This window comes from Pseudomonas asgharzadehiana (genome assembly GCF_019139815.1).
In the GTDB taxonomy this organism is placed as follows: Bacteria; Pseudomonadota; Gammaproteobacteria; order Pseudomonadales; family Pseudomonadaceae; genus Aquipseudomonas; species Aquipseudomonas asgharzadehiana.
This window is the reverse complement of the sequence record NZ_CP077079.1, coordinates 458,593-477,443: the sequence shown is the minus strand read 5'-3', so window position 1 is coordinate 477,443 and position 18,851 is coordinate 458,593. Positions and strand designations below refer to the sequence as shown.

Genomic DNA, 18,851 nt, shown 5'->3' with positions numbered 1-18,851 from the left:
ATATCGCCATTGTTCAGGGGCGTTAGGCAACCCCCACTTACATGGTTCTTGCAGAGCTGGGCTCCACGACTCAAGCTATGCCCCATTCGCTTCAAGTACGTCTAAGGAAAAGGCCCTCCGACATGCGCATTCTCATCACCGGTGGCGCCGGTTTTATTGGCTCTGCCCTAATCCGCCACCTGATCCAACATACCGAGCACGAAGTGCTTAACCTGGACAAACTCACCTACGCCGGCAACCTGGAGTCGCTGGTCAGCGTCGCCGCCGATAGCCGTTATGAGTTCGTCAAGGCCGATATCATCGATCAGGCGGCCGTCAGCGCGGTGCTTGCGCGCTTTGAGCCACAGGCCATCATGCACTTGGCCGCCGAGTCCCACGTCGACCGTTCGATTGACGGCCCGTCGGACTTTATCCAGACCAATATTGTCGGCACCTACAGCCTGCTTGAGGCCACGCGCGCTTATTGGCTTACGTTGGCAGAGCCGGCCAAGAGCGCCTTCCGCTTCCATCACATCTCCACCGACGAGGTGTATGGCGACCTGCACGGCGTGGATGATCTGTTCACCGAAACCACGCCCTACGCCCCCAGCTCACCCTATTCGGCGAGCAAGGCCGCGTCCGACCACCTGGTGCGTGCCTGGCAACGCACCTATGGCCTGCCGGTGCTGCTGACCAACTGCTCGAACAACTACGGGCCGTTCCACTTCCCCGAAAAACTGATCCCGCTGGTGATCCTCAACGCCCTCGCGGGCAAGCCATTGCCGGTCTACGGTGATGGTTTGCAGGTACGTGACTGGCTGTTCGTCGAGGACCACGCCCGCGCGCTGCTTAAAGTGGTCACCGAAGGTGTCGTCGGCGAAACCTACAACATCGGCGGCCACAACGAGCAAAAGAACATCGACGTAGTACGTAGCATCTGCGGCCTGCTGGAAGAGCTGGCGCCGCAGCGGCCGGCCGGTGTCGAAAAATTCAGCGACCTGATCACCTTCGTCAAGGATCGTCCCGGCCACGATCAGCGTTATGCGATCGATGCCAGCAAGATCGAACGTGAATTGGGCTGGGTCCCGCAAGAGACCTTCGAAACCGGCCTGCGCAAGACCGTGCAGTGGTATCTGGATAACCTGGAATGGTGCCGCAGGGTCCAGGACGGCAGTTATCAGGGCGAACGTTTGGGCAACACCGATATGAAGGATTTGATTGCATGATGAAGGGAATCGTATTGGCGGGCGGCTCCGGCACCCGTTTGCACCCCATTACCCTGGGTGTGTCCAAGCAACTGCTGCCGGTGTATGACAAGCCGATGATCTATTACCCGATTTCGGTGCTGATGCTCGCCGGAATCAAGGACATCCTGGTGATCTCCACGCCGCTGGACCTGCCGCAATATCGCAACCTGCTGGGTGATGGCAGCCAGTTTGGCGTGCGTTTCAGCTATGCCGAACAGCCGACGCCGGATGGTCTGGCGCAGGCGTTTATCATTGGCGAAGAATTTATCGGTGATGATCCGGTGTGCCTGATCCTGGGCGATAACATCTTCCACGGTCAGCATTTTGGCGAGCAGTTGTTGGGCGCGGCCAAGCGGCCTTCGGGGGCTACGGTTTTCGGCTATTGGGTCAAGGACCCGGAGCGCTTCGGTGTGATCGACTTCGACAGCGAAGGCCGCGCCCTGTCGATTGAAGAAAAACCGGCCCAGCCCAAGTCCAGCTATGCCGTGACCGGCCTGTATTTCTACGACAACGACGTGATCCAGATCGCCAAGGCGGTCAAGCCCTCACCTCGTGGCGAGCTGGAAATCACCGATATCAACAATGCTTATCTCAAGCGCGGCGACCTGCATGTAGAACGCTTCGGCCGTGGCTTTGCCTGGCTCGATACCGGCACCCACGACAGCCTGCTGGAAGCTTCGCAGTACGTGCAGACCATCGAGCATCGCCAGGGCCTGAAAGTCGCCTGCCTCGAAGAAATCGCCTATGAAAATAGCTGGATCGACCGCGACCACCTGCTGGAACGTGCCAAATACTTCGGCAAAACCGGTTATGGCCAATACCTGTACGCGCTGGCTGGAGACAAACAGTGAACGTCGTTGAAACCTCACTGCCCGGCGTGCTGATCCTGGAACCCAAAGTGTTCGGGGATGAGCGTGGGTTTTTCTACGAGAGCTTCAACGCCCGTGCATTTGAAGCCGCGACCGGGCTCAAACGCGACTTCGTGCAGGACAACCATTCGCGCTCGCAAAAAGGCGTACTGCGCGGGCTGCATTACCAACTGGAACACACCCAGGGCAAATTGGTGCGGGTCATCGCCGGGGAAGTGCTGGACGTGGCTGTGGACATACGCCGCCGTTCACCTCACTTCGGCCAGTGGGTAGGCGTGCGCCTGTCGGCGCAGAACAACCGCCAGCTCTGGGTGCCGGAAGGCTTCGCGCATGGGTTTGTGGTGCTGAGCGACGCCGCCGAGTTCCTGTACAAAACCACCGACTACTATCAGCCGAGCGCCGAGCGCTGCATCCTTTGGAATGACCCGGCGCTGGCCATCGACTGGCAGCTCACCGAGACACCGCAACTGTCGGCGAAAGACCAAGCCGGCAAATTGCTGAAGGAAGCCGACCTTTTCCCATGACGCCCCCTTTGAAGATCCTCATCACCGGCCGGCACGGCCAAGTCTCCCGGGCGCTGCAACAGCAGCTCCAAGGCGTGGGCGAGTTGATCGTGCTGGGTAGCGACCAACTCGACCTGGCCGACGCCGACCAGATCCGCCGGCAGATACGCACCCACCGCCCCGACCTGATCATCAACGCTGCCGCGCACACGGCGGTCGACCAAGCCGAAAGCGAACCAGACGCCGCTTTCGCCATCAACGCCATCGCCCCTGGTGTATTGGCTGAAGAGGCCAAGGCCCTGGGCATCCCGCTGATCCATTACTCCACCGACTACGTGTTCGACGGCAGCAAACCCGCGCCCTACACCGAAGCCGACACACCCAACCCCTTGGGGGTCTATGGGCAAAGCAAACTGGCGGGTGAGCAGGCGATTGCGGCGGTGGGGGGCGAATATCTGATTCTGCGCACCAGTTGGGTCTATTCCAACCACGGTAAAAACTTCCTGCTGACCATGCAGCGCCTGCTGCAGGAAAAACCGCAAATGCGCATCGTCGCCGACCAGATCGGCGCGCCGACCTGGGCCGGGACCATTGCCGCCAGCACCCGTGCGTTGATCGAACGTTGGCGGGCCGGCGAGGCCGGCGAATGGGGCGTTTATCACCTGAGCGCCCAGGGTGAAACCTCATGGTTCGGTTTCGCCCAGGCGATTGGCGAGCATTTACGCACCGAGGGCAAGGCCTGCGCCGAACTGCAAGCGATCCCCTCCAGCGCTTACCCAACGCCGGCCCGGCGCCCACTGAACTCACGCCTCGATTGCAGCCGCCTGCAACAGCAATGGCACGTCAGCCAGCCGCAGTGGCAAGACGCATTGCGCGAGTGTCTTACACAACAGCACTAGGCATAATGCGCCTGTACCCCCAGGCGCACGACTCCCATGACTCCATCCCTTGCGCGAAGACCCCGCTGGCGCAGCCTTGCTCTGTTGGCGCTGTGCCTGGCACCGCTGTTGTGGCCGCTGGAGCATTTGGCCGAGCGCTACTACCGCAGCGAACTGGCCGGGCAAAACCGCCAGACTCTCGACCTGTACGTGGCCAACCTGCTGGGCACACTGCATCGCTATGAAGTGCTGCCGCAGATCCTCGGTGACTTGCCCGCCCTGCGCACCGCCCTGGATGCGCCGCACGTCAGCACCCACCTGGCCAACGCCAACCAGTTGCTCAAGGACGTTGCCGCCCAGGCCGGGGTAGAAGTGATGTACCTGATGGACACCACCGGCAAGACCCTCGCCGCCTCCAACTGGGATAAACAGGACAGCTTCGTCGGGCGCAACTTCTCGTTCCGCCCGTACTTCAGCGAAGCCATGGCCGGGCGCCTGGGGCGGTTTTTCGGCCTGGGCACCACGTCGGCCAAACGCGGCTACTTCTTCGCCGCCGCCGTGCGCGAGGGTGACACGATCATCGGCGTGCTGGTGGTCAAGGTCGACCTGGACCACACCGAAAGCCTGTGGGGCAATACCCCGGAACAACTGCTGGTCACCGACCACAACGGCGTAGTGATCCTCACCTCGCGCCCACAATGGCGCTTTCGCGCCACCCGGCCGCTGACCGCCGAAGAGCGCCAGGCCATCATTGCGATCCAGCCCTACCCAACCCGCGACCCGCAGCCGCTGAACCTGAGCGGCACCGCCTGGCTGCGCCAATCCACCGCCATCGCCGAGACCGGCTGGAACGTGGAGATCCTGGCGCCGCAATCCTTGATCAGCCGCCCCGTGCGCACCGTGGTTGCCGTGGGCGGCGCGACACTGTTGGTGTTGATGTTGCTGCTGGGCCTGCTGATGCAGCGCCGTCGCCACTACCTGGAACGCATCGCCTTCGAAGCCAAGGCCCGGCGCGAGTTGGAAATGCGCGTGGCCGAGCGAACCAGCGACCTCGAAGGCCTGAACCGGCGGCTCAAACAGGAAGTGCTGGAGCGCGAACACGCCCAGCAAGAATTGGTGCGCGCCCAGGATGACCTGGTACAGGCCGGCAAACTGTCGGCGCTGGGCACCATGTCGGCGAGCATCAGCCACGAACTCAACCAGCCCCTGGCGGCGATTCGCAGTTATGCGGAAAACGCCGAGATCCTGCTCGACCATGAACGCACCGCCGATGCGCGGGGCAATCTCAAGCTGATCAGCGAATTGACCGGGCGCATGGCCTCGATCATCGCTCACCTGCGTGCCTTTGCCCGTCGCGACCGGCACGCACCGGAGAGTGTGGCGCTGCAACCAGCGCTGGACGATGCGCTGGCGTTGCTGGCCAAGCGCCGGCGGTCGATGGAAGTGGAACTGATCCGCGATCTGCCGGAGGCGACCTTATGGGTGCAAGCCGGCGAAACCCGCTTGCGCCAGGTGCTGGGCAACCTGCTGGCCAACGCCCTCGATGCGCTCACCGAAAAAGGCCCGCCACGCAAACTGTGGCTGAGTGCCGAAACCACCGCACAGGGCGTCAACCTGTACATTCGCGACAACGGCCCAGGCTTTTGCATGGAAGCGCTGGGCCGCGCCAGCGAGCCGTTCTACACCACCAAGACGCGCACCCAGGGCCTGGGGCTGGGCCTGGCGATCTGTGAAACGCTGATGCGTGCGTTTGGCGGTGAATTGCTGTTCGCCAACCACAAGGAAGGCGGTGCGCTATTAACGTTGAAATTGCGTGCCGGCTCGCCGGGCGTGAGTCTGCAACCGTCCGAGGACCGCAGTGTATGAGTATCGATAACCAGATTCAGGTGGTATTGATCGACGACGATCCGCACCTGCGTCAGGCGTTGTGCCAAACCCTGGACCTGGCCGGGCTGAAAGTCCTGCCTCTGGGTGAAGCCAGCGGCCTTACCGCACGCCTGACGCGGGATTGGCCGGGCGTCGTGGTCAGCGATATCCGCATGCCCGGCATGGACGGCCTGGAGTTGCTCGCCGAACTGCACGGCCAGGACCCGGACCTGCCGGTGCTGCTGATCACCGGCCACGGCGACGTGCCGCTGGCGGTGCAGGCCATGCGCGCGGGCGCTTATGACTTTCTCGAAAAACCCTTTGCCAGCGACGCGCTGCTCGACAGCGTGCGCCGCGCACTGGCCCTGCGCCGCCTGGTGCTGGACAACCGCAGTCTGCGCCTGGCCTTGAGCGACCGTCAGCAACTGAGCACGCGCCTGGTGGGGCACTCGCCGCAAATGCTGCGCCTGCGCGAACAGATCGGTGCGTTGGCGGCGACCAAGGCCGATGTGTTGATCCTGGGTGAGACCGGCGCCGGCAAAGAAGTGGTGGCCCGTGCGCTGCATGACCTGTCGAGCCGCCGCAGCGGGCCGTTTGTGGCGATCAACGCTGGGGCCTTGGCCGAGTCGGTGGTGGAAAGCGAACTGTTCGGTCATGAGCCCGGCGCGTTTACCGGTGCGCAGAAACGCCGCATCGGCAAATTCGAATTCGCCAACGGCGGCACGCTGTTCCTGGATGAAATCGAAAGCATGAGCCTGGACGTGCAGGTCAAGCTGCTACGCCTGTTGCAGGAGCGCGTGGTGGAGCGATTGGGCGGCAATCAGCTGATTGCGCTGGATATCCGCATCATCGCCGCCACCAAGGAAGACCTGCGCCAGGCGGCGGACCAGGGCCGTTTCCGTGCCGACCTGTATTACCGCCTCAACGTCGCCCCGCTGCGCATCCCTCCCCTGCGCGAGCGTGGCGAAGACGCGTTGATGCTATTCCAGCACTTCGCCGACGAAGCCAGCAGCCGTCACGGCCTGCCGCTGCACGAGTTGCAGCCAGGCCAGCGCGCCTTGTTGTTGCGCCATAGCTGGCCGGGCAACGTGCGCGAACTGCAAAACGCCGCCGAGCGCTTCGCCCTGGGCCTGGAACTGGCATTGGACAGCACGCCGGACAACCCCGCCAGCGGCGCGCTCACGTCCACCCCGGGCGGCTTGAGCGAACAGGTCGAGCAGTTCGAAAAAAGCCTGATCGCCGCCGAGCTGACCCGCCCCCACAGCTCCATGCGCAGCCTCGCCGAAGCCCTCGGCGTGCCGCGTAAAACCTTGCACGACAAACTGCGCAAGCACGGCCTCAACTTCGCCAACCAAAGCGCTGACGACGAATGACCCCGCCCACCCACCACGAGGCCGCCATGAGCCGCGACAGCCGTTACCTGGAATCCATCCTCCACCACGACATCCCCCTCACCCGGGAAATGGGCTTGAAGGTGCTCGACTGGCAACACGGGCAACTGCAACTGCACTTGCCCCTTGAGGCCAATATCAACCACAAGAGCACCATGTTCGGCGGCAGCCTGTACTGCGGCGCCGTGCTGGCGGGCTGGGGCTGGCTGCACCTGCAACTGCGCGAGGAAGGGATTGAAGACGGGCATATCGTGATTCAAGAGGGGCAGATCAGTTACCCGCTGCCGGTGACGCAGGACGCTACGGCTATTTGCGCCGCGCCGGAAGAGAAGGTGTGGAAGCGTTTCTTGGCGACCTACAAGCGCTATGGCCGGGCGCGGTTGACGTTGGACACGTGGATCGTGAATGAGGGCAGTGACCAAAGAGCGGTAGCCTTCACGGGCCAATACGTCCTGCACCGCTAGCAGCCAAACACAAAACAAATGTGGGAGGGAGCAAGCCCCCTCCCACATTTTGATCTGCGCAGGTCTTAAGAACGGGCCAGGGTCAACAACCGCTCACGCCATGCCGCCTTGGCCGGCAACGCCAGAAAGAACGGGTTCAACAGCGACGCCCGCGCCGGGTAGCTGAACGGCTCGCCGCTCAGCTCCAGCACCTCGCCGCCAGCACCTTCCAGCACACCCTGGGCCGCGGCGGTGTCCCATTGCGACGTCGGCGCCAGCCGTGGGTAGCAATCGGCGCTGCCCTCGGCCAGCAGGCAGAACTTCAATGAACTGCCGATATTCGTCAACTTCAACTCACCCAACCCCGCACTCAACCCACTCAACAGGTTTTCTTGCTCAGGGCTGGTGTGTCGGCGGCTGGCAACCACGGTAAACGCCTCACCGGCCGCCGGTGCCTCGCGCACCTGGATCTGCCGAGGCGCTTCGTTCACATCGGAGCGCCATGCGCCCAACCCCGCGCCACCGAAATAGCAACGGCCATTGGTAGGCATCGACACCACACCGAACACCACACGCCCGTTTTCGATCAGGGCGATATTGACGGTGAACTCTTCACTGCCGCTGATGAACTCCTTGGTACCGTCCAAAGGGTCCACCAGCCACCAGCGCGTCCAACCGGCGCGCACGCTCTGGTCGATATCGGCGTCTTCTTCAGACAGTACCGGGATGCTCGGGTCCAGCGCGGTCAGGCCCGCGAGAATCAGGTGGTGAGCCGCCAGGTCTGCGGCCGTCACCGGCGAATCGTCAGCCTTGGAGGTCACGGCCACATCAGCGCGCCAGTACGGCAGGATGGCTTCACCGGCCTGGCGCGCCAACTCGATCACGGGGGCGATAAACGGGTGGCCTAAAAACAGTTCGCTCATGCGCCAAACACTCCACGCTGGGTCAACAGGTCTCGTACCAGATACAGCGCCGCCAGGGCGCGGCCTTCACTGAATTGCTCGTTTTGCGCCAACTGCGACAGCTCGCGCAGGTTGACCCTGTCCACGCGCATCGGCTCAGGCTCATCGCCCTCCAAGCGCTCCTCATAGAGATCGGTGGCCAATACCACCTGGATTTTCTGGCTCATGTAACCGGGCGACAGCGACAGTTCGGTAATGTGCTCCAACTGCCGCGCGCCATAGCCGGCCTCTTCCTTGAGTTCGCGGTCTGCCGCCGCCAGCACATCCTCGCCGGGTTCGATCAACCCCTTGGGCAACGACAACTCATATTCGTCGGTACCGCCGCAGTATTCTTCCACCAGCAACGCATGGTCTGCGTCAATCATCGCCACGATCATCACCGCGCCGTAACCGGCACCGCGACCCACCAGGCGCTCGTAGGTGCGTTCAACGCCGTTGGAAAAGCGCAATTGCACTTCCTCCACGCGGAACAAACGGCTACTGGCGACTATTTCGCGGGCGAGGACGGTGGGTTTCTGGCGCATAAGCGGCTCCTTGGCGTGATCGGGGTACTATACCGTGGCTTTTCCGATTGTCTGTGTCGGATATCTTTACTTATATGAGAACGCCCCATGCCCTCTTTGCCCTGGCAAACCATCGACACCGTCCTGCTGGACATGGACGGCACCTTGCTCGACCTGCACTACGACAACCACTTCTGGATGGAACACCTGCCCCAGCGTTATGCCGAACTGCACGGTGTGAGCCGGGCCATGGCCGAGATGGAGCTGCTGCCACTGTTCGAGCGTAACGCCGGACAGTTGCAATGGTATTGCCTGGATTTCTGGAGTGCCGAGCTGAAGATCCCGGTGCGCGAGCTCAAGCTGGAAACCGCTCACTTGATCGCCCTGCGCCCGGATGCCGATACCTTCCTGGCGGCGATCAAACAGGCCGGCAAGCGCGTGATCATGATCACCAACGCCCACCGCGATTCGTTGTCGCTCAAGCTTGAGCGCATCGAACTGGCGCCGTATTTCGAGCGGCTGATCAGCTCCCATGACTACGGTTTTGCCAAGGAAAACCCACAATTCTGGGATGCGCTGCAAGCCGACACCGGCTTCAACCCCTCGCGCAGTCTGTTTATCGACGACACGTTGCCGATTTTGCGCAGTGCGCGGGATTTTGGCGTGGGGCATTTGCTGGCGGTGAAAGAGCCGGACAGCAAAAAGGGGCCGAAGGACACGGCGGAGTTTGCGGCGGTCGATGATTACCGGGACCTGATTGCCGGGCTCTGAACCTATGTGGAAGGGAGCTTGCTCCCTCCCACATTTTGCCCTGCGTTGTTACTCAGGAATGCGCAGCGTCTGCCCTGGGTAGATTTTGTCCGGATGCGACAACAGCGGCTTGTTGGCCTCGAAGATTTTGTTGTACTGGTTGGCGTTGCCATACACCGTCAGGGAAATCGCGCTCAGGGTGTCGCCCTTTTTCACCACGACGAAACGGGCAGCGGCAACGGCCGGGCCGGTTACGGTGATCTGGTCATCCACACTGGCCACACCGGCAATATTGCCCAGCGCCAGCAGAATCTTCTCTTTCTCTTCCTGGCTGGCGACTTTACCGGTCACGGTCACCTTGTCGCCCTCCACCGTGGTCTGTACATCCGGATTACCCAGACCCACTTTGGCTACGTGCTCCTTCAACTGCTCACTGGCATTCGCATTGCCCGGCGTCAACAGGTCGATCAACTTCTCGCCGGCTTCCTTAACAAAACTAAAAAGACTCATGGTGCACTCTCCTTGGTATTTAAGTTCCAGATGCCCAAGACTAGACCAGCCTTACACAATTGGGTTCCAGACCGACCAAAGACCCAAACGCGCTAGAATCCCCCCGCCATTGGAATAAGCCCTGGAGCGAAGATGGACATCAAACAGCTGAAATTCCTCATCGCCCTCGACGAAACCCGTCACTTTGGCCAGGCGGCGGCGCGTTGCCATATCACTCAGCCGACCCTGTCGATGCGCCTGCGCAGCCTTGAAGAAGAGCTGGACTTGCCGTTGGTCAATCGCGGCCAGCGTTTTGAAGGCTTTACCGCCCCCGGCGAACGCGTGCTGGCCTGGGCACGCACCGTGCTGGCGGCGTATGACGGTTTGCAAGCCGAAGCGGCGGCCTGCCGGGGCAATCTGGTGGGTACGTTGCGCCTGGGCGTGGTGCCGCTGTCGAGCTTTGATCCGTTGGCGTTGATGCAACAGTTGCATAAAGAGCACCCGAGCCTGCGCTTCGAGCTGTCGGCCTTAAGCTCGGAACAGATCCTTGAGCAATTGGCGAGCAATCGCCTGGACCTGGGCGTGTCATACCTGGAGCGCCTGGATAACGAGCGCTTCGACTCGCTGGCCCTGGGCGAAACGCGCATGGGCCTGCTCTACGATCAACGTTTTTTCAGCTTCGGCGACAAGCCGTTGAGCTGGGAAGCACTGATCGAACTGCCCCTGGGCATGCTCACCAGCGGCATGCATTTTCGCCAGTCCATCGACCACAACTTCCACAGCCGAGGGCTCAACCCCCAACCGCTGCTGCAAACCGATGCCGTCCATCAGTTGTTACAAGCCGTACACGGTGGACTGTGCTGCGCCGTGATGCCGCTGGACGGAGGCCTGGAAGCGCTCACCGAGCACCTGCGCCTGCAACCCATCGAAGACGCCCACACCCTCGCCCGGCTGGGGCTGATCATGCGGCGCGGCGCGCCACGTTCGGCGTTGGCCGAGGCCTGTTTCGCGCTGTATCAGAAATCGCAGATCGAGCCTTGATCGACGTCATCTATCGGTAGATCAGTACTGGCAATTAGACGCGACGCTTTGTCGCGCCTAGTCTAAACACTGATCAATCCGCCGGTGGTATTGCCTCATGAACGCCAAGCGCCCAGTCTGCGCGGCGCCCGCTCTCGAAACGCCCGCGCCCGCCGCCAGCCAGAGCTACCAGTACTGCACACTCGAACACACAGACGTCGCCAGCACTGCGTTGGCGGAAGAAGTGGCGTTGGCGATTGCCTACAACGACATCAGCCAGGCGGTCATGTTGGTAACACCGACCGATCTGGAAGACTTTATCGTTGGTTTCAGTATCGGCAGCGGCATTATCGCCGACGTTAGCGAGATTTATGACCTGAAACTCAGCGGTTCGGGCTCTGCCCAGTACGCCCATGTACAGATTTCCAGCCGCGCATTCTGGAACCTCAAACAGCAACGTCGCCAGTTGGCCGGCACCAGCGGCTGCGGCCTGTGCGGCGTCGAAGCCGTAGAGCAGGCTCTGCCGGATTTGAAGGTCTTGCCCGGTGCACCGTTACCGCCTGCGGCATGGCTTGATGGCCTGCGCCAGCGCATCAGCGCCTTCCAGCCCTTGGGCCAGTACAGCGGCGCGGTACATGCGGCGGTGTTTATGGACAGCCAGGGCCAGTTGCTGCTGGGCCGCGAAGACATCGGTCGGCATAACGCGCTGGATAAGTTGATCGGCGCGCTGATCCGCCAACAGATCCCGACCGAAGGCGGCCTGGCGATCGTCACCAGCCGTTGCAGCCTCGAGCTGATCCAGAAAGTCCTGCGCGCGGGCATCCAGACCCTGGTCAGCCTGTCGTCGCCCACCGGCCTGGCCCTGCAATGGGCTCGCCGACACAACCTCAATCTCATCCACCTGCCGCAAAAAAGTGCGCCGCGGGTCTACAGCCCTGCGATGGAGAACCAGCCGTGAGCAATCATCATCAAGCCGACCAAACCCCGACCCCGCGCTACAAGCCTTACAAAGGCCCGGCCGGCGGCTGGGGTGCCCTGATCAGCGTGGCACAGGCCTGGCTGACCAGCGATAACGCACTGAAAAACCTGCGCATGATGCTCAAGACCAACCAGAACGGCGGCTTTGACTGCCCCGGTTGTGCCTGGGGCGATTCGCCGGAAAGCGGCATGGTCAAGTTCTGCGAAAACGGCGCCAAGGCGGTCAACTGGGAAGCCACCAAGCGCCGTGTGGACGCCGCGTTTTTCGCCAAGCACAGCGTGACCGCGCTGCTGGAGCAGAGCGATTACTGGCTCGAATACCAGGGCCGCCTGACCGAGCCGATGCGCTACGACGCCCAAACCGATCACTACACGCCCATCAGCTGGGAAGCGGCGTTCGCCCTGATCGGTCAACACCTCAATGCGTTGCCAAGCCCGGACATGGCCGAGTTCTATACCTCGGGCCGCGCCAGCAACGAGGCGGCCTACTTGTATCAGTTGTTCGTGCGCGCCTATGGCACCAACAACTTCCCGGATTGCTCGAACATGTGCCACGAAGCCAGCGGCGTGGCCCTGGCCCAGAGCGTGGGGGTGGGCAAAGGCACCGTGACCTTTGATGACTTCGAACATGCCGACGCGATCTTCGTCTGGGGCCAGAACCCCGGCACCAACCACCCGCGCATGCTCGAACCGCTGCGCGAAGCGGTCAAGCGCGGCGCCCAGGTGGTGTGCATCAACCCACTCAAAGAGCGTGGCCTGGAACGCTTCCAGCACCCGCAACACCCGCTGGAAATGCTCACCAACGGCGACAGGCCGACCAACACCGCCTATTTTCGTCCGGCGTTGGGCGGCGATATGGCCATCCTGCGCGGCATGGCCAAGTTCCTGCTGCTGTGGGAACGCCAGGCCCAGGCCGAAGGCAAGGAAGCCGTGTTCGACCACAACTTCCTCAACGAACACACCGCCAACGTGCTGGATTACCTGGCCAAGATCGACGACACCTCGTGGGATGAAATCGTTGAGCAATCCGGCCTGCCGCTGGTGGAGATCGAGCAGGCGGCGCGCATGTACGCCAAGGGCAAGAACGTGATCATGTGCTGGGCGATGGGTATCACCCAGCATCGCCACTCGGTACCGACCATCCAGGAAATCGCCAACCTGATGCTGTTGCGCGGCAACATCGGCCGCCCAGGCGCCGGCCTGTGCCCGGTGCGCGGCCACAGTAACGTGCAGGGCGACCGCACGATGGGCATCAACGAACGTCCGCCGGTGGCGTTCCTCGACGCTCTGGAGCGTCGTTTCCAGTTCCAGGTACCGCGCAGCAACGGGCACAACGTGGTGGAAGCCATCCACGCCATGCTGGAAGGGCGTTCCAAAGTGTTTATCGGCCTGGGCGGCAACTTTGCCCAAGCCACGCCGGACAGCACCCGCACCTTCGAAGCACTGCGCAATTGCGACCTGACCGTGCAAATAAGCACCAAGCTCAACCGCAGCCACCTGACCCACGGTAAAGACGCACTGATTCTGCCGTGCCTGGGCCGCACCGATATCGACATCCAGGCCGACGGCGCGCAAGCGGTCACAGTGGAGGACTCGTTCAGCATGGTTCACGGCTCCAATGGCCAACTGCAACCGCTGTCCAAGCTGATGAAGTCCGAGCCCGCCATCCTCGCCGGCATCGCCGCCGCCACCCTGGGCAGCAAACCGGTGGACTGGAACTGGCTGGTGGCCGACTACGGGCGCATCCGCGATCTGATCGCCGATACCATCCCAGGCTTCAAGGACTTCAACGAAAAAATCAAACATCCGGGCGGGTTCTATCTGGGCAACTCCGCCGGCGCACGCCGTTGGAACACGCCCTCGGGCCGCGCCAACTTCCGCCCGAACATCCTGCCCAAGGACCTGATCCACGAGCGCACCCACGCCACAGGGCGCGTGCCGGACCTGATCATGCAGTCGATGCGCTCCCACGATCAGTACAACACCACCATTTATGGCCTGGACGACCGTTACCGTGGGGTCAAAGGCCAGCGCGATGTGTTGTTCGTCAACGAAGCCGACATTATCCGCCTGGGCTTCAAGCCTGGGCAGAAGGCCGACATCGTGTCGCTGTGGGAGGATGGCCGCGAGCGCCGCGTCAAGGGCTTTACCTTGCTGGCATTTGATATTCCGGCGGGGCAGGCAGCGGCGTATTACCCGGAAGTGAACCCACTGGTGCCGCTCGAAAGCACAGGCGATGGCAGCCATACGCCAACCTCAAAATTTGTGGCGATACGCCTGGAAGCGGCGAGCGAGAGCGGTTTGATCCTGTCGCGTTCGGCCTGACCGATCAATTCGGACACAAAAAAAGGCCGCTTTTGTAAAAAAGCGGCCGTTCCGAAGTAGCTAATGACTCGCAAAAATCACTTAAGTTCCGTAGTTAAAACAGTAACTTAGAGAATTGTGTACAACTCGTGCTACTGGTCGGATTTCTATTGTCACAATGTCAATACAGCCTCAGGATCGCGCCGTCATCCCCTTGAGGTTTCCCTGAATGAAGTTCTCCTCGATTCTCTTGTTGTCCCTTGGCCTGGTCAGTGGCGCAGCCATGGCCGGTGGCACCACCGAAGCCGGTGTAGGCGGCGCATTGGGCGGGGTTCTAGGTTCTGTGGTCGGCCAGCAGTTGGGCGGCAACACCGGTTCGACGATCGGCGCAGCCATCGGCGGCGCGGGCGGTAGCGCGGTCGGCGCCGACAAACGCAGCCGTGGCGAAGCAGCCATTGGCGGCGCATTGGGCGCAGCCGGCGGCAACGTCGTGGGCCGCAGTGTCGGCGGCAGCACCGGTGCACTGATCGGCTCCGCAGCTGGTGGTGGCGCGGGTGGTGCGCTGGGCAACTATATGGGTAACAAGAGCGATGACGACGACCGCCGTTATCGTGGGCGCGACGACCGTCGCTACTACCGCGATGGCCACCCAGGCCGTGGCCATGCCTATGGGCATCGCAAGAACAAGCATCGTTATCGCGACTGATAAACACGCGGCCTGACGAATCACTGAAGAACTAAATGTGGGAGGGGGCTTGCTCCCGATAGGGGCGGATCAGTCATAGCATCCTTGACTGACCGACCTATATCGGGAGCAAGCCCCCTTCCACATTGTGCTTGCCGCGTTTGGGGGATCGGCTACACCGCCAACCGCTGCAACGCCTCGCGCAACGTCCCCGCTATCGTCACTGGCTGGTTAGTCTGGCGCTCCACAAACACGTGCACAAAACGCCCCGCCGCACAGGCTTGCTCTTCGCCTGCCTTGAACACCGCCAATTCATACTGCACTGAGCTGTTGCCCAACTTGCCCACCCGCAGGCCGATTTCAATGCGCTCGGGAAAGGCGATTGACGCAAAGTAATCGCACGCCGAACTCACCACAAACCCCACCACCTCACCGTCATGAATATCCAGCCCGCCCTGCTCGATCAGGTAGGTATTCACCGCCGTGTCAAAAAAACTGTAATAGGTGACGTTGTTTACATGGCCGTACACGTCGTTGTCGTGCCAACGCGTAATGACCGGCTGGAAGTGAAGGTAATCGGCACGTTGCGGCACGGAGTCAGGCATGGGCACCTCTGGTCAAAGGGAAGTTACAGGTCATTCAAATGGGCCTCGGCCCACTCGCGCACCTCGGCGTAGGGGTAGTCCTCCAGCGCAGCAAAACCCGAAATGCCTCGCGCCTTTAACCGGGTGAACAGCGGCACACTGATACCACCCAGAAAACGCGTCAACCGTTCAGCGCCGGGCAGTTGGCCGGTGTGTGCATGATGCCTGTGGATAAAATCACCGCACAGCCCCATGAAATTTTTATCCACAAGCGGCGGCAGGCTCGGCGGCGCCGGTAGATGCGCGACGTGCCCCCGGCATACCGAGCAATGCCCGCAGCGCTGCGGTGCGTTTTCATCGCCGAAATACCGCGCCAGCCGCTGCCCCAGGCAGTGTTGAGTGGCAAACAGCTCGAGCATGGCGTGAATTCGCGCCACCTCCGTCACCTCGTGCTGCTTGAAGCCTGTGTATAACTCGGCGCTCAATAACTGGGGGTCAAAGTCGGTATTCAGCAGGCTGTAGACCTCGGTCATCTGCTTGCTTTCCAGCTCGATCAGGCCCTGCTCCTGGAAGTAATCCAGCGCCTTCACCACGCGGCTGCGCTCGGCGTTGTGTTGCTGGTACAGCGCATCGAAATCCACCGTCGCCCAGGTTTTCGCACGCTTGCACACTTGGATAATCGCTGCGACAAACTGCTGCCGCTCACCGGAAAATCGTGCCAGCAACGCCTCGGGTTCGATCAGGTACTTGAAGCGATATTCAGCATAAAACGCATAGCGCGGCGCGATCACGCCCTTGAGCTCCAGTTGCACCAGCAGCGTCTTGAGTGGCAGCTCGCGGATATTGCTGTGATCCGACAGCGAGCGCAGCAGGAACTCCCACTGCCCCTCGCCGCGCGCCGCCTGCAAGTCTTCGAGCACGCGCCGGATGCCCTCCTGCTCTGGCGTATCGCCATAGACGAAGTTCTCCAGCACATTGAGGCTGTCGCGGTTGGCCAGCACCAGGCAGTCCGAAGGCTGCCCATCGCGCCCGGCGCGGCCGATTTCCTGGCTGTAGTTCTCAATGGATTTGGGCAGGTCGAAGTGCACCACATTGCGGATGTCACTCTTGTCGATGCCCATGCCAAACGCGATGGTGGCAACGATGCAATTGCAGCGCCCGCCCATGAAGCGCTGCTGGATACTCTCTCGTTTGTCGTGGAGCAAACCTGCGTGATAGGCCTCGGCCTGGATACCGTTGCGGTTCAGGTGCTCGGCGATCTGCTCGGCGGTTTTTTGCAGGGTGACGTAGACAATGCTCGGCTGGTTGGCCCGCTCACTCATCCATTGCACCAAGCGTCGGCGTTTGTCCGCACCGCTGACCGGCTCGACCAATAGATTCAGGTTCGGCCGATAGAACCCTGTGGTTACCACATCGTGCGGCGCGATGGCGAACTTGGCCTGCATATCGGCGATCACCTTGGGCGTGGCTGTAGCCGTCAGCAGCAGCGCTTGTGGGATCTTGAACTGACGTTGGTAGTCCGGCAGTTTCAGGTAGTCCGGACGGAAGTTGTGGCCCCATTCGGAAATACAGTGCGCCTCATCCACCACCAACAACGAAATCCGCACGCTTTGCAGGAAGTTACGAAAGCGCTCGTTTTTCAGGCGCTCCACTGAAATCATCAGGATTTTCAACTCGCCCGAACGTGCACGCGCCATGACGTCGTTGGCCTGCCCGCGGCTCTGGGCCGAATCGATACTGCCCGCCGAGATACCGTGGCGCTGCAAAAAACCCAACTGGTCCTGCATCAGTGCCAACAGCGGCGACACCACCAACGTCAGGTGCGGCAGCAGGACCGCCGATAGCTGGTAACAAAGGGACTTGCCTGAGCCGGTAGGAAATATCGCGGCCGCCGAACGACCGGCCAGCACGGCGCTGACCGTTTCTTGCTGGCCCAAACGAAACTGTGGATAACCAAAGACCTGCTGGAGGGTGTCGTGCATAGGCTGTCACTCCATTGACCGGTGAACGTGGCTTGAAAACGTAGCCCAGTCAGCTCAGCGGATCGAGAAAGGTCGCATGGAAAAAAGAGACAGGATGATACACAGGATGTAGCTAGGAACACCGCAAACCAAATGTGGGAGGGGGCTTACCCCCTCCCACACTTTCAGAACTGCGCCATGGCTGAATCAGCGGTTCCGCACCCGCTCAATCGCCGTGTCATACACCGGATTGGCCTTCTGCTCTTTGGCCAATTGGTAATGACGCAACGCATCCGCAAACTGCCCCGCCGCTTCGTAGATGCGCGCGATGTTGTAGTAGGCGCCGGCACGTACGGTGGCCGCATTGGCACCCGTCGCCAGGGCGATGGCCTTGCGGTTGGCCCAGATCGACTCAGCAGTGTTACCGGCCTTCTGATAGGCCAGGCCGAGGTTGCCGTAGGCCTTGCCAAAACCATTGTCCAGATCGATAGCCTGACGGAACAGGTCAATCGCCTGGTCCAGGTTACCCGCTTGGTAGGCCGCTTCACCCTGCACATTCAGACGCTTCGCATCAGCTTGTGCGGACGAGCTGACAGCTACTGCGGTGACCGCAACGCTGTCATCCAGCAATGGTTTTACTTCGTTCAGTACGTCCTTGGCATCGACCTTCACACCGCTGAACGTGTTGATGTCCTGGAAGTCGCCGCTGCCGGTCATGCGAAACACTGTCCACAGGTTACCGCTGCGGTTTTTCGGTACGTAGTAGGTGCGCACCAGCGATTGGCCCATGTACACGAACACCTTGGCTTCGCTGTTGGACAACTGGCGCGAGCCTGGATTGCCGCCGTTGCTGTAGTCATGCACGGCGTAAACGTAGCTTTCGCCGTAGTGTTTTTTCTGCAGGGTGATGGTTTCCGGGCCGTAGCTGTCGGTGTCATCTACGTCCAGCTCGGCGTCGGTGCCGGTCTTGTTCTCGAAGTAAATGTTGTTGCCGGGGAAGATCATATGGGAGTCGAGATCGTCCGGGGTCTGGCCCCAAGTCAGCACCACGCGCAGGCCGTCGAGGTTTTCCATCACCGGGCTGATGGCGTAAGTCATGCCTTTGCACGGGCACTTCACCACCAGGTTGGAATAGCCGGGCTTCTTGATGATCAGCAGGTTGCTGGCATCGTCGGCGGCTTCGCTGGTCAAGGTCACTTGGCCCTGAGCGTTGGTGCGGCCCACCACGTTCTGCGCGCCGTTGCGTTGCAGCAACACTTCGGCATCGGCGATTTTCTGATCCTTGACCACCGCGCTGAGCACTTCAATCGGCAACTGCTCGGCCTGAACGGAAAAAGCTACCGCGCACAATGACATCGCCGAAGCGACACGAAGCAAACTCATGCTTAACTCCCTTTAATAACGGGCGGAATCGCCCTACAAGATTTTGCGGTGAAACA

The 18,851-nt window shown here is 61.3% G+C and carries 18 protein-coding genes; 12 read left to right on the top strand and 6 right to left on the bottom strand.

What is annotated here, in order from left to right; all coding sequences use genetic code 11:
- Positions 1 to 122: 122 nt before the first annotated feature.
- Genes rfbB through KSS96_RS02150 form a run of 7 tightly spaced genes read left to right on the top strand, consistent with a single transcriptional unit; the run spans position 123 to position 7,197 of the window.
- Positions 123 to 1,205, top strand: a complete 1,083-nt coding sequence (gene rfbB, locus KSS96_RS02180; RefSeq protein ID WP_017526022.1) for a dTDP-glucose 4,6-dehydratase — start codon at positions 123 to 125, stop codon at positions 1,203 to 1,205.
- Positions 1,202 to 2,077: a glucose-1-phosphate thymidylyltransferase RfbA gene (rfbA, locus tag KSS96_RS02175; protein WP_017526023.1), complete on the top strand. Its 876-nt coding sequence runs from the start codon at positions 1,202 to 1,204 to the stop codon at positions 2,075 to 2,077. Before rfbB ends, rfbA begins: the two co-directional genes overlap by 4 nt.
- Positions 2,074 to 2,619, top strand: a complete 546-nt coding sequence (rfbC, locus tag KSS96_RS02170; RefSeq protein WP_017526024.1) for a dTDP-4-dehydrorhamnose 3,5-epimerase — start codon at positions 2,074 to 2,076, stop codon at positions 2,617 to 2,619. Before rfbA ends, rfbC begins: the two co-directional genes overlap by 4 nt.
- Positions 2,616 to 3,497: a dTDP-4-dehydrorhamnose reductase gene (gene rfbD, locus KSS96_RS02165; protein ID WP_065876645.1), complete on the top strand. Its 882-nt coding sequence runs from the start codon at positions 2,616 to 2,618 to the stop codon at positions 3,495 to 3,497. Before rfbC ends, rfbD begins: the two co-directional genes overlap by 4 nt.
- Before the next feature lie 36 nt (positions 3,498 to 3,533).
- Positions 3,534 to 5,342: a sensor histidine kinase gene (locus KSS96_RS02160; RefSeq protein ID WP_017526026.1), complete on the top strand. Its 1,809-nt coding sequence runs from the start codon at positions 3,534 to 3,536 to the stop codon at positions 5,340 to 5,342.
- A complete protein-coding gene (locus KSS96_RS02155) occupies positions 5,339 to 6,715 on the top strand; it encodes a sigma-54-dependent transcriptional regulator (RefSeq protein ID WP_017526027.1) in 1,377 nt (458 codons plus the stop codon). Before KSS96_RS02160 ends, KSS96_RS02155 begins: the two co-directional genes overlap by 4 nt.
- 26 nt (positions 6,716 to 6,741) lie before the next feature.
- Positions 6,742 to 7,197 (top strand): thioesterase domain-containing protein, encoded by a 456-nt coding sequence (locus KSS96_RS02150; protein ID WP_065876659.1) that lies wholly within the window; start codon positions 6,742 to 6,744, stop codon positions 7,195 to 7,197.
- A gap of 65 nt (positions 7,198 to 7,262) precedes the next feature.
- Here KSS96_RS02150 and cysQ read toward each other — a convergent pair whose 3' ends face one another.
- Together cysQ and nudE are read right to left on the bottom strand one after the other, a co-directional pair.
- The gene (gene cysQ, locus KSS96_RS02145; RefSeq protein ID WP_065876643.1) at positions 7,263 to 8,099 is read right to left on the bottom strand and encodes a 3'(2'),5'-bisphosphate nucleotidase CysQ; all 837 of its coding nucleotides are present in this window, start codon (positions 8,097 to 8,099) and stop codon (positions 7,263 to 7,265) included.
- Complete coding sequence (gene nudE, locus KSS96_RS02140; RefSeq protein WP_065876642.1) at positions 8,096 to 8,662, bottom strand: ADP compounds hydrolase NudE; 567 nt, start codon at positions 8,660 to 8,662, stop codon at positions 8,096 to 8,098. The genes cysQ and nudE overlap by 4 nt, the downstream gene beginning before the upstream one ends.
- A gap of 87 nt (positions 8,663 to 8,749) precedes the next feature.
- Here nudE and yrfG point away from each other — a divergent pair, with 87 nt between their 5' ends.
- The gene (gene yrfG / locus KSS96_RS02135) at positions 8,750 to 9,412 is read left to right on the top strand and encodes a GMP/IMP nucleotidase (protein ID WP_017526031.1); all 663 of its coding nucleotides are present in this window, start codon (positions 8,750 to 8,752) and stop codon (positions 9,410 to 9,412) included.
- Positions 9,413 to 9,460: 48 nt separating this feature from the next.
- On the opposite strand, the gene lysM is transcribed toward yrfG, so the two are convergent.
- Positions 9,461 to 9,901: a peptidoglycan-binding protein LysM gene (lysM, locus tag KSS96_RS02130; protein WP_065876641.1), complete on the bottom strand. Its 441-nt coding sequence runs from the start codon at positions 9,899 to 9,901 to the stop codon at positions 9,461 to 9,463.
- Between the two features lie 132 nt (positions 9,902 to 10,033).
- On the opposite strand from lysM, the gene KSS96_RS02125 reads away from it, so the two are divergent.
- The 4 genes from KSS96_RS02125 (at position 10,034) to KSS96_RS02110 (ending at position 14,888) form a co-directional block, all read left to right on the top strand.
- A complete protein-coding gene (locus KSS96_RS02125; protein WP_116079694.1) occupies positions 10,034 to 10,921 on the top strand; it encodes a LysR family transcriptional regulator in 888 nt (295 codons plus the stop codon).
- A 97-nt stretch (positions 10,922 to 11,018) separates the two neighbouring features.
- Positions 11,019 to 11,858 carry a formate dehydrogenase accessory sulfurtransferase FdhD gene (gene fdhD / locus KSS96_RS02120; protein WP_065876640.1) on the top strand — a complete coding sequence of 280 codons (840 nt, stop codon included), beginning with the start codon at positions 11,019 to 11,021 and terminating at the stop codon, positions 11,856 to 11,858.
- A complete protein-coding gene (locus KSS96_RS02115) occupies positions 11,855 to 14,203 on the top strand; it encodes an FdhF/YdeP family oxidoreductase (protein WP_065876639.1) in 2,349 nt (782 codons plus the stop codon). The genes fdhD and KSS96_RS02115 overlap by 4 nt, the downstream gene beginning before the upstream one ends.
- A gap of 208 nt (positions 14,204 to 14,411) precedes the next feature.
- Positions 14,412 to 14,888, top strand: a complete 477-nt coding sequence (locus KSS96_RS02110) for a glycine zipper domain-containing protein (protein WP_017526036.1) — start codon at positions 14,412 to 14,414, stop codon at positions 14,886 to 14,888.
- A gap of 152 nt (positions 14,889 to 15,040) precedes the next feature.
- On the opposite strand, the gene KSS96_RS02105 is transcribed toward KSS96_RS02110, so the two are convergent.
- The 3 genes from KSS96_RS02105 to KSS96_RS02095 form a co-directional block, all read right to left on the bottom strand.
- Positions 15,041 to 15,472 (bottom strand): acyl-CoA thioesterase, encoded by a 432-nt coding sequence (locus tag KSS96_RS02105; RefSeq protein WP_017526037.1) that lies wholly within the window; start codon positions 15,470 to 15,472, stop codon positions 15,041 to 15,043.
- Between the two features lie 23 nt (positions 15,473 to 15,495).
- Positions 15,496 to 17,433 (bottom strand): RecQ family ATP-dependent DNA helicase, encoded by a 1,938-nt coding sequence (locus KSS96_RS02100; protein ID WP_217855619.1) that lies wholly within the window; start codon positions 17,431 to 17,433, stop codon positions 15,496 to 15,498.
- 186 nt (positions 17,434 to 17,619) lie between these two features.
- Positions 17,620 to 18,795, bottom strand: a complete 1,176-nt coding sequence (locus tag KSS96_RS02095) for a tetratricopeptide repeat protein (protein WP_065876635.1) — start codon at positions 18,793 to 18,795, stop codon at positions 17,620 to 17,622.
- Positions 18,796 to 18,851: the final 56 nt, after the last annotated feature.

Excerpts from the sequence above, each read along its gene's own strand:
- rfbB (WP_017526022.1), top strand. The coding sequence starts at position 123 with ATGCGCATTCTCATCACCGGTGGCGCCGGTTTTATTGGCTCTGCCCTA.
- rfbA (WP_017526023.1), top strand. The coding sequence starts at position 1,202 with ATGATGAAGGGAATCGTATTGGCGGGCGGCTCCGGCACCCGTTTGCAC.
- rfbD (WP_065876645.1), top strand. The coding sequence starts at position 2,616 with ATGACGCCCCCTTTGAAGATCCTCATCACCGGCCGGCACGGCCAAGTC.
- KSS96_RS02160 (WP_017526026.1), top strand. The coding sequence starts at position 3,534 with ATGACTCCATCCCTTGCGCGAAGACCCCGCTGGCGCAGCCTTGCTCTG.
- KSS96_RS02155 (WP_017526027.1), top strand. The coding sequence starts at position 5,339 with ATGAGTATCGATAACCAGATTCAGGTGGTATTGATCGACGACGATCCG.
- KSS96_RS02150 (WP_065876659.1), top strand. The coding sequence starts at position 6,742 with ATGAGCCGCGACAGCCGTTACCTGGAATCCATCCTCCACCACGACATC.
- cysQ (WP_065876643.1), bottom strand. The coding sequence starts at position 8,099 with ATGAGCGAACTGTTTTTAGGCCACCCGTTTATCGCCCCCGTGATCGAG.
- nudE (WP_065876642.1), bottom strand. The coding sequence starts at position 8,662 with ATGCGCCAGAAACCCACCGTCCTCGCCCGCGAAATAGTCGCCAGTAGC.
- yrfG (WP_017526031.1), top strand. The coding sequence starts at position 8,750 with ATGCCCTCTTTGCCCTGGCAAACCATCGACACCGTCCTGCTGGACATG.
- lysM (WP_065876641.1), bottom strand. The coding sequence starts at position 9,901 with ATGAGTCTTTTTAGTTTTGTTAAGGAAGCCGGCGAGAAGTTGATCGAC.
- KSS96_RS02125 (WP_116079694.1), top strand. The coding sequence starts at position 10,034 with ATGGACATCAAACAGCTGAAATTCCTCATCGCCCTCGACGAAACCCGT.
- fdhD (WP_065876640.1), top strand. The coding sequence starts at position 11,019 with ATGAACGCCAAGCGCCCAGTCTGCGCGGCGCCCGCTCTCGAAACGCCC.
- KSS96_RS02110 (WP_017526036.1), top strand. The coding sequence starts at position 14,412 with ATGAAGTTCTCCTCGATTCTCTTGTTGTCCCTTGGCCTGGTCAGTGGC.
- KSS96_RS02105 (WP_017526037.1), bottom strand. The coding sequence starts at position 15,472 with ATGCCTGACTCCGTGCCGCAACGTGCCGATTACCTTCACTTCCAGCCG.
- KSS96_RS02100 (WP_217855619.1), bottom strand. The coding sequence starts at position 17,433 with ATGCACGACACCCTCCAGCAGGTCTTTGGTTATCCACAGTTTCGTTTG.
- KSS96_RS02095 (WP_065876635.1), bottom strand. The coding sequence starts at position 18,795 with ATGAGTTTGCTTCGTGTCGCTTCGGCGATGTCATTGTGCGCGGTAGCT.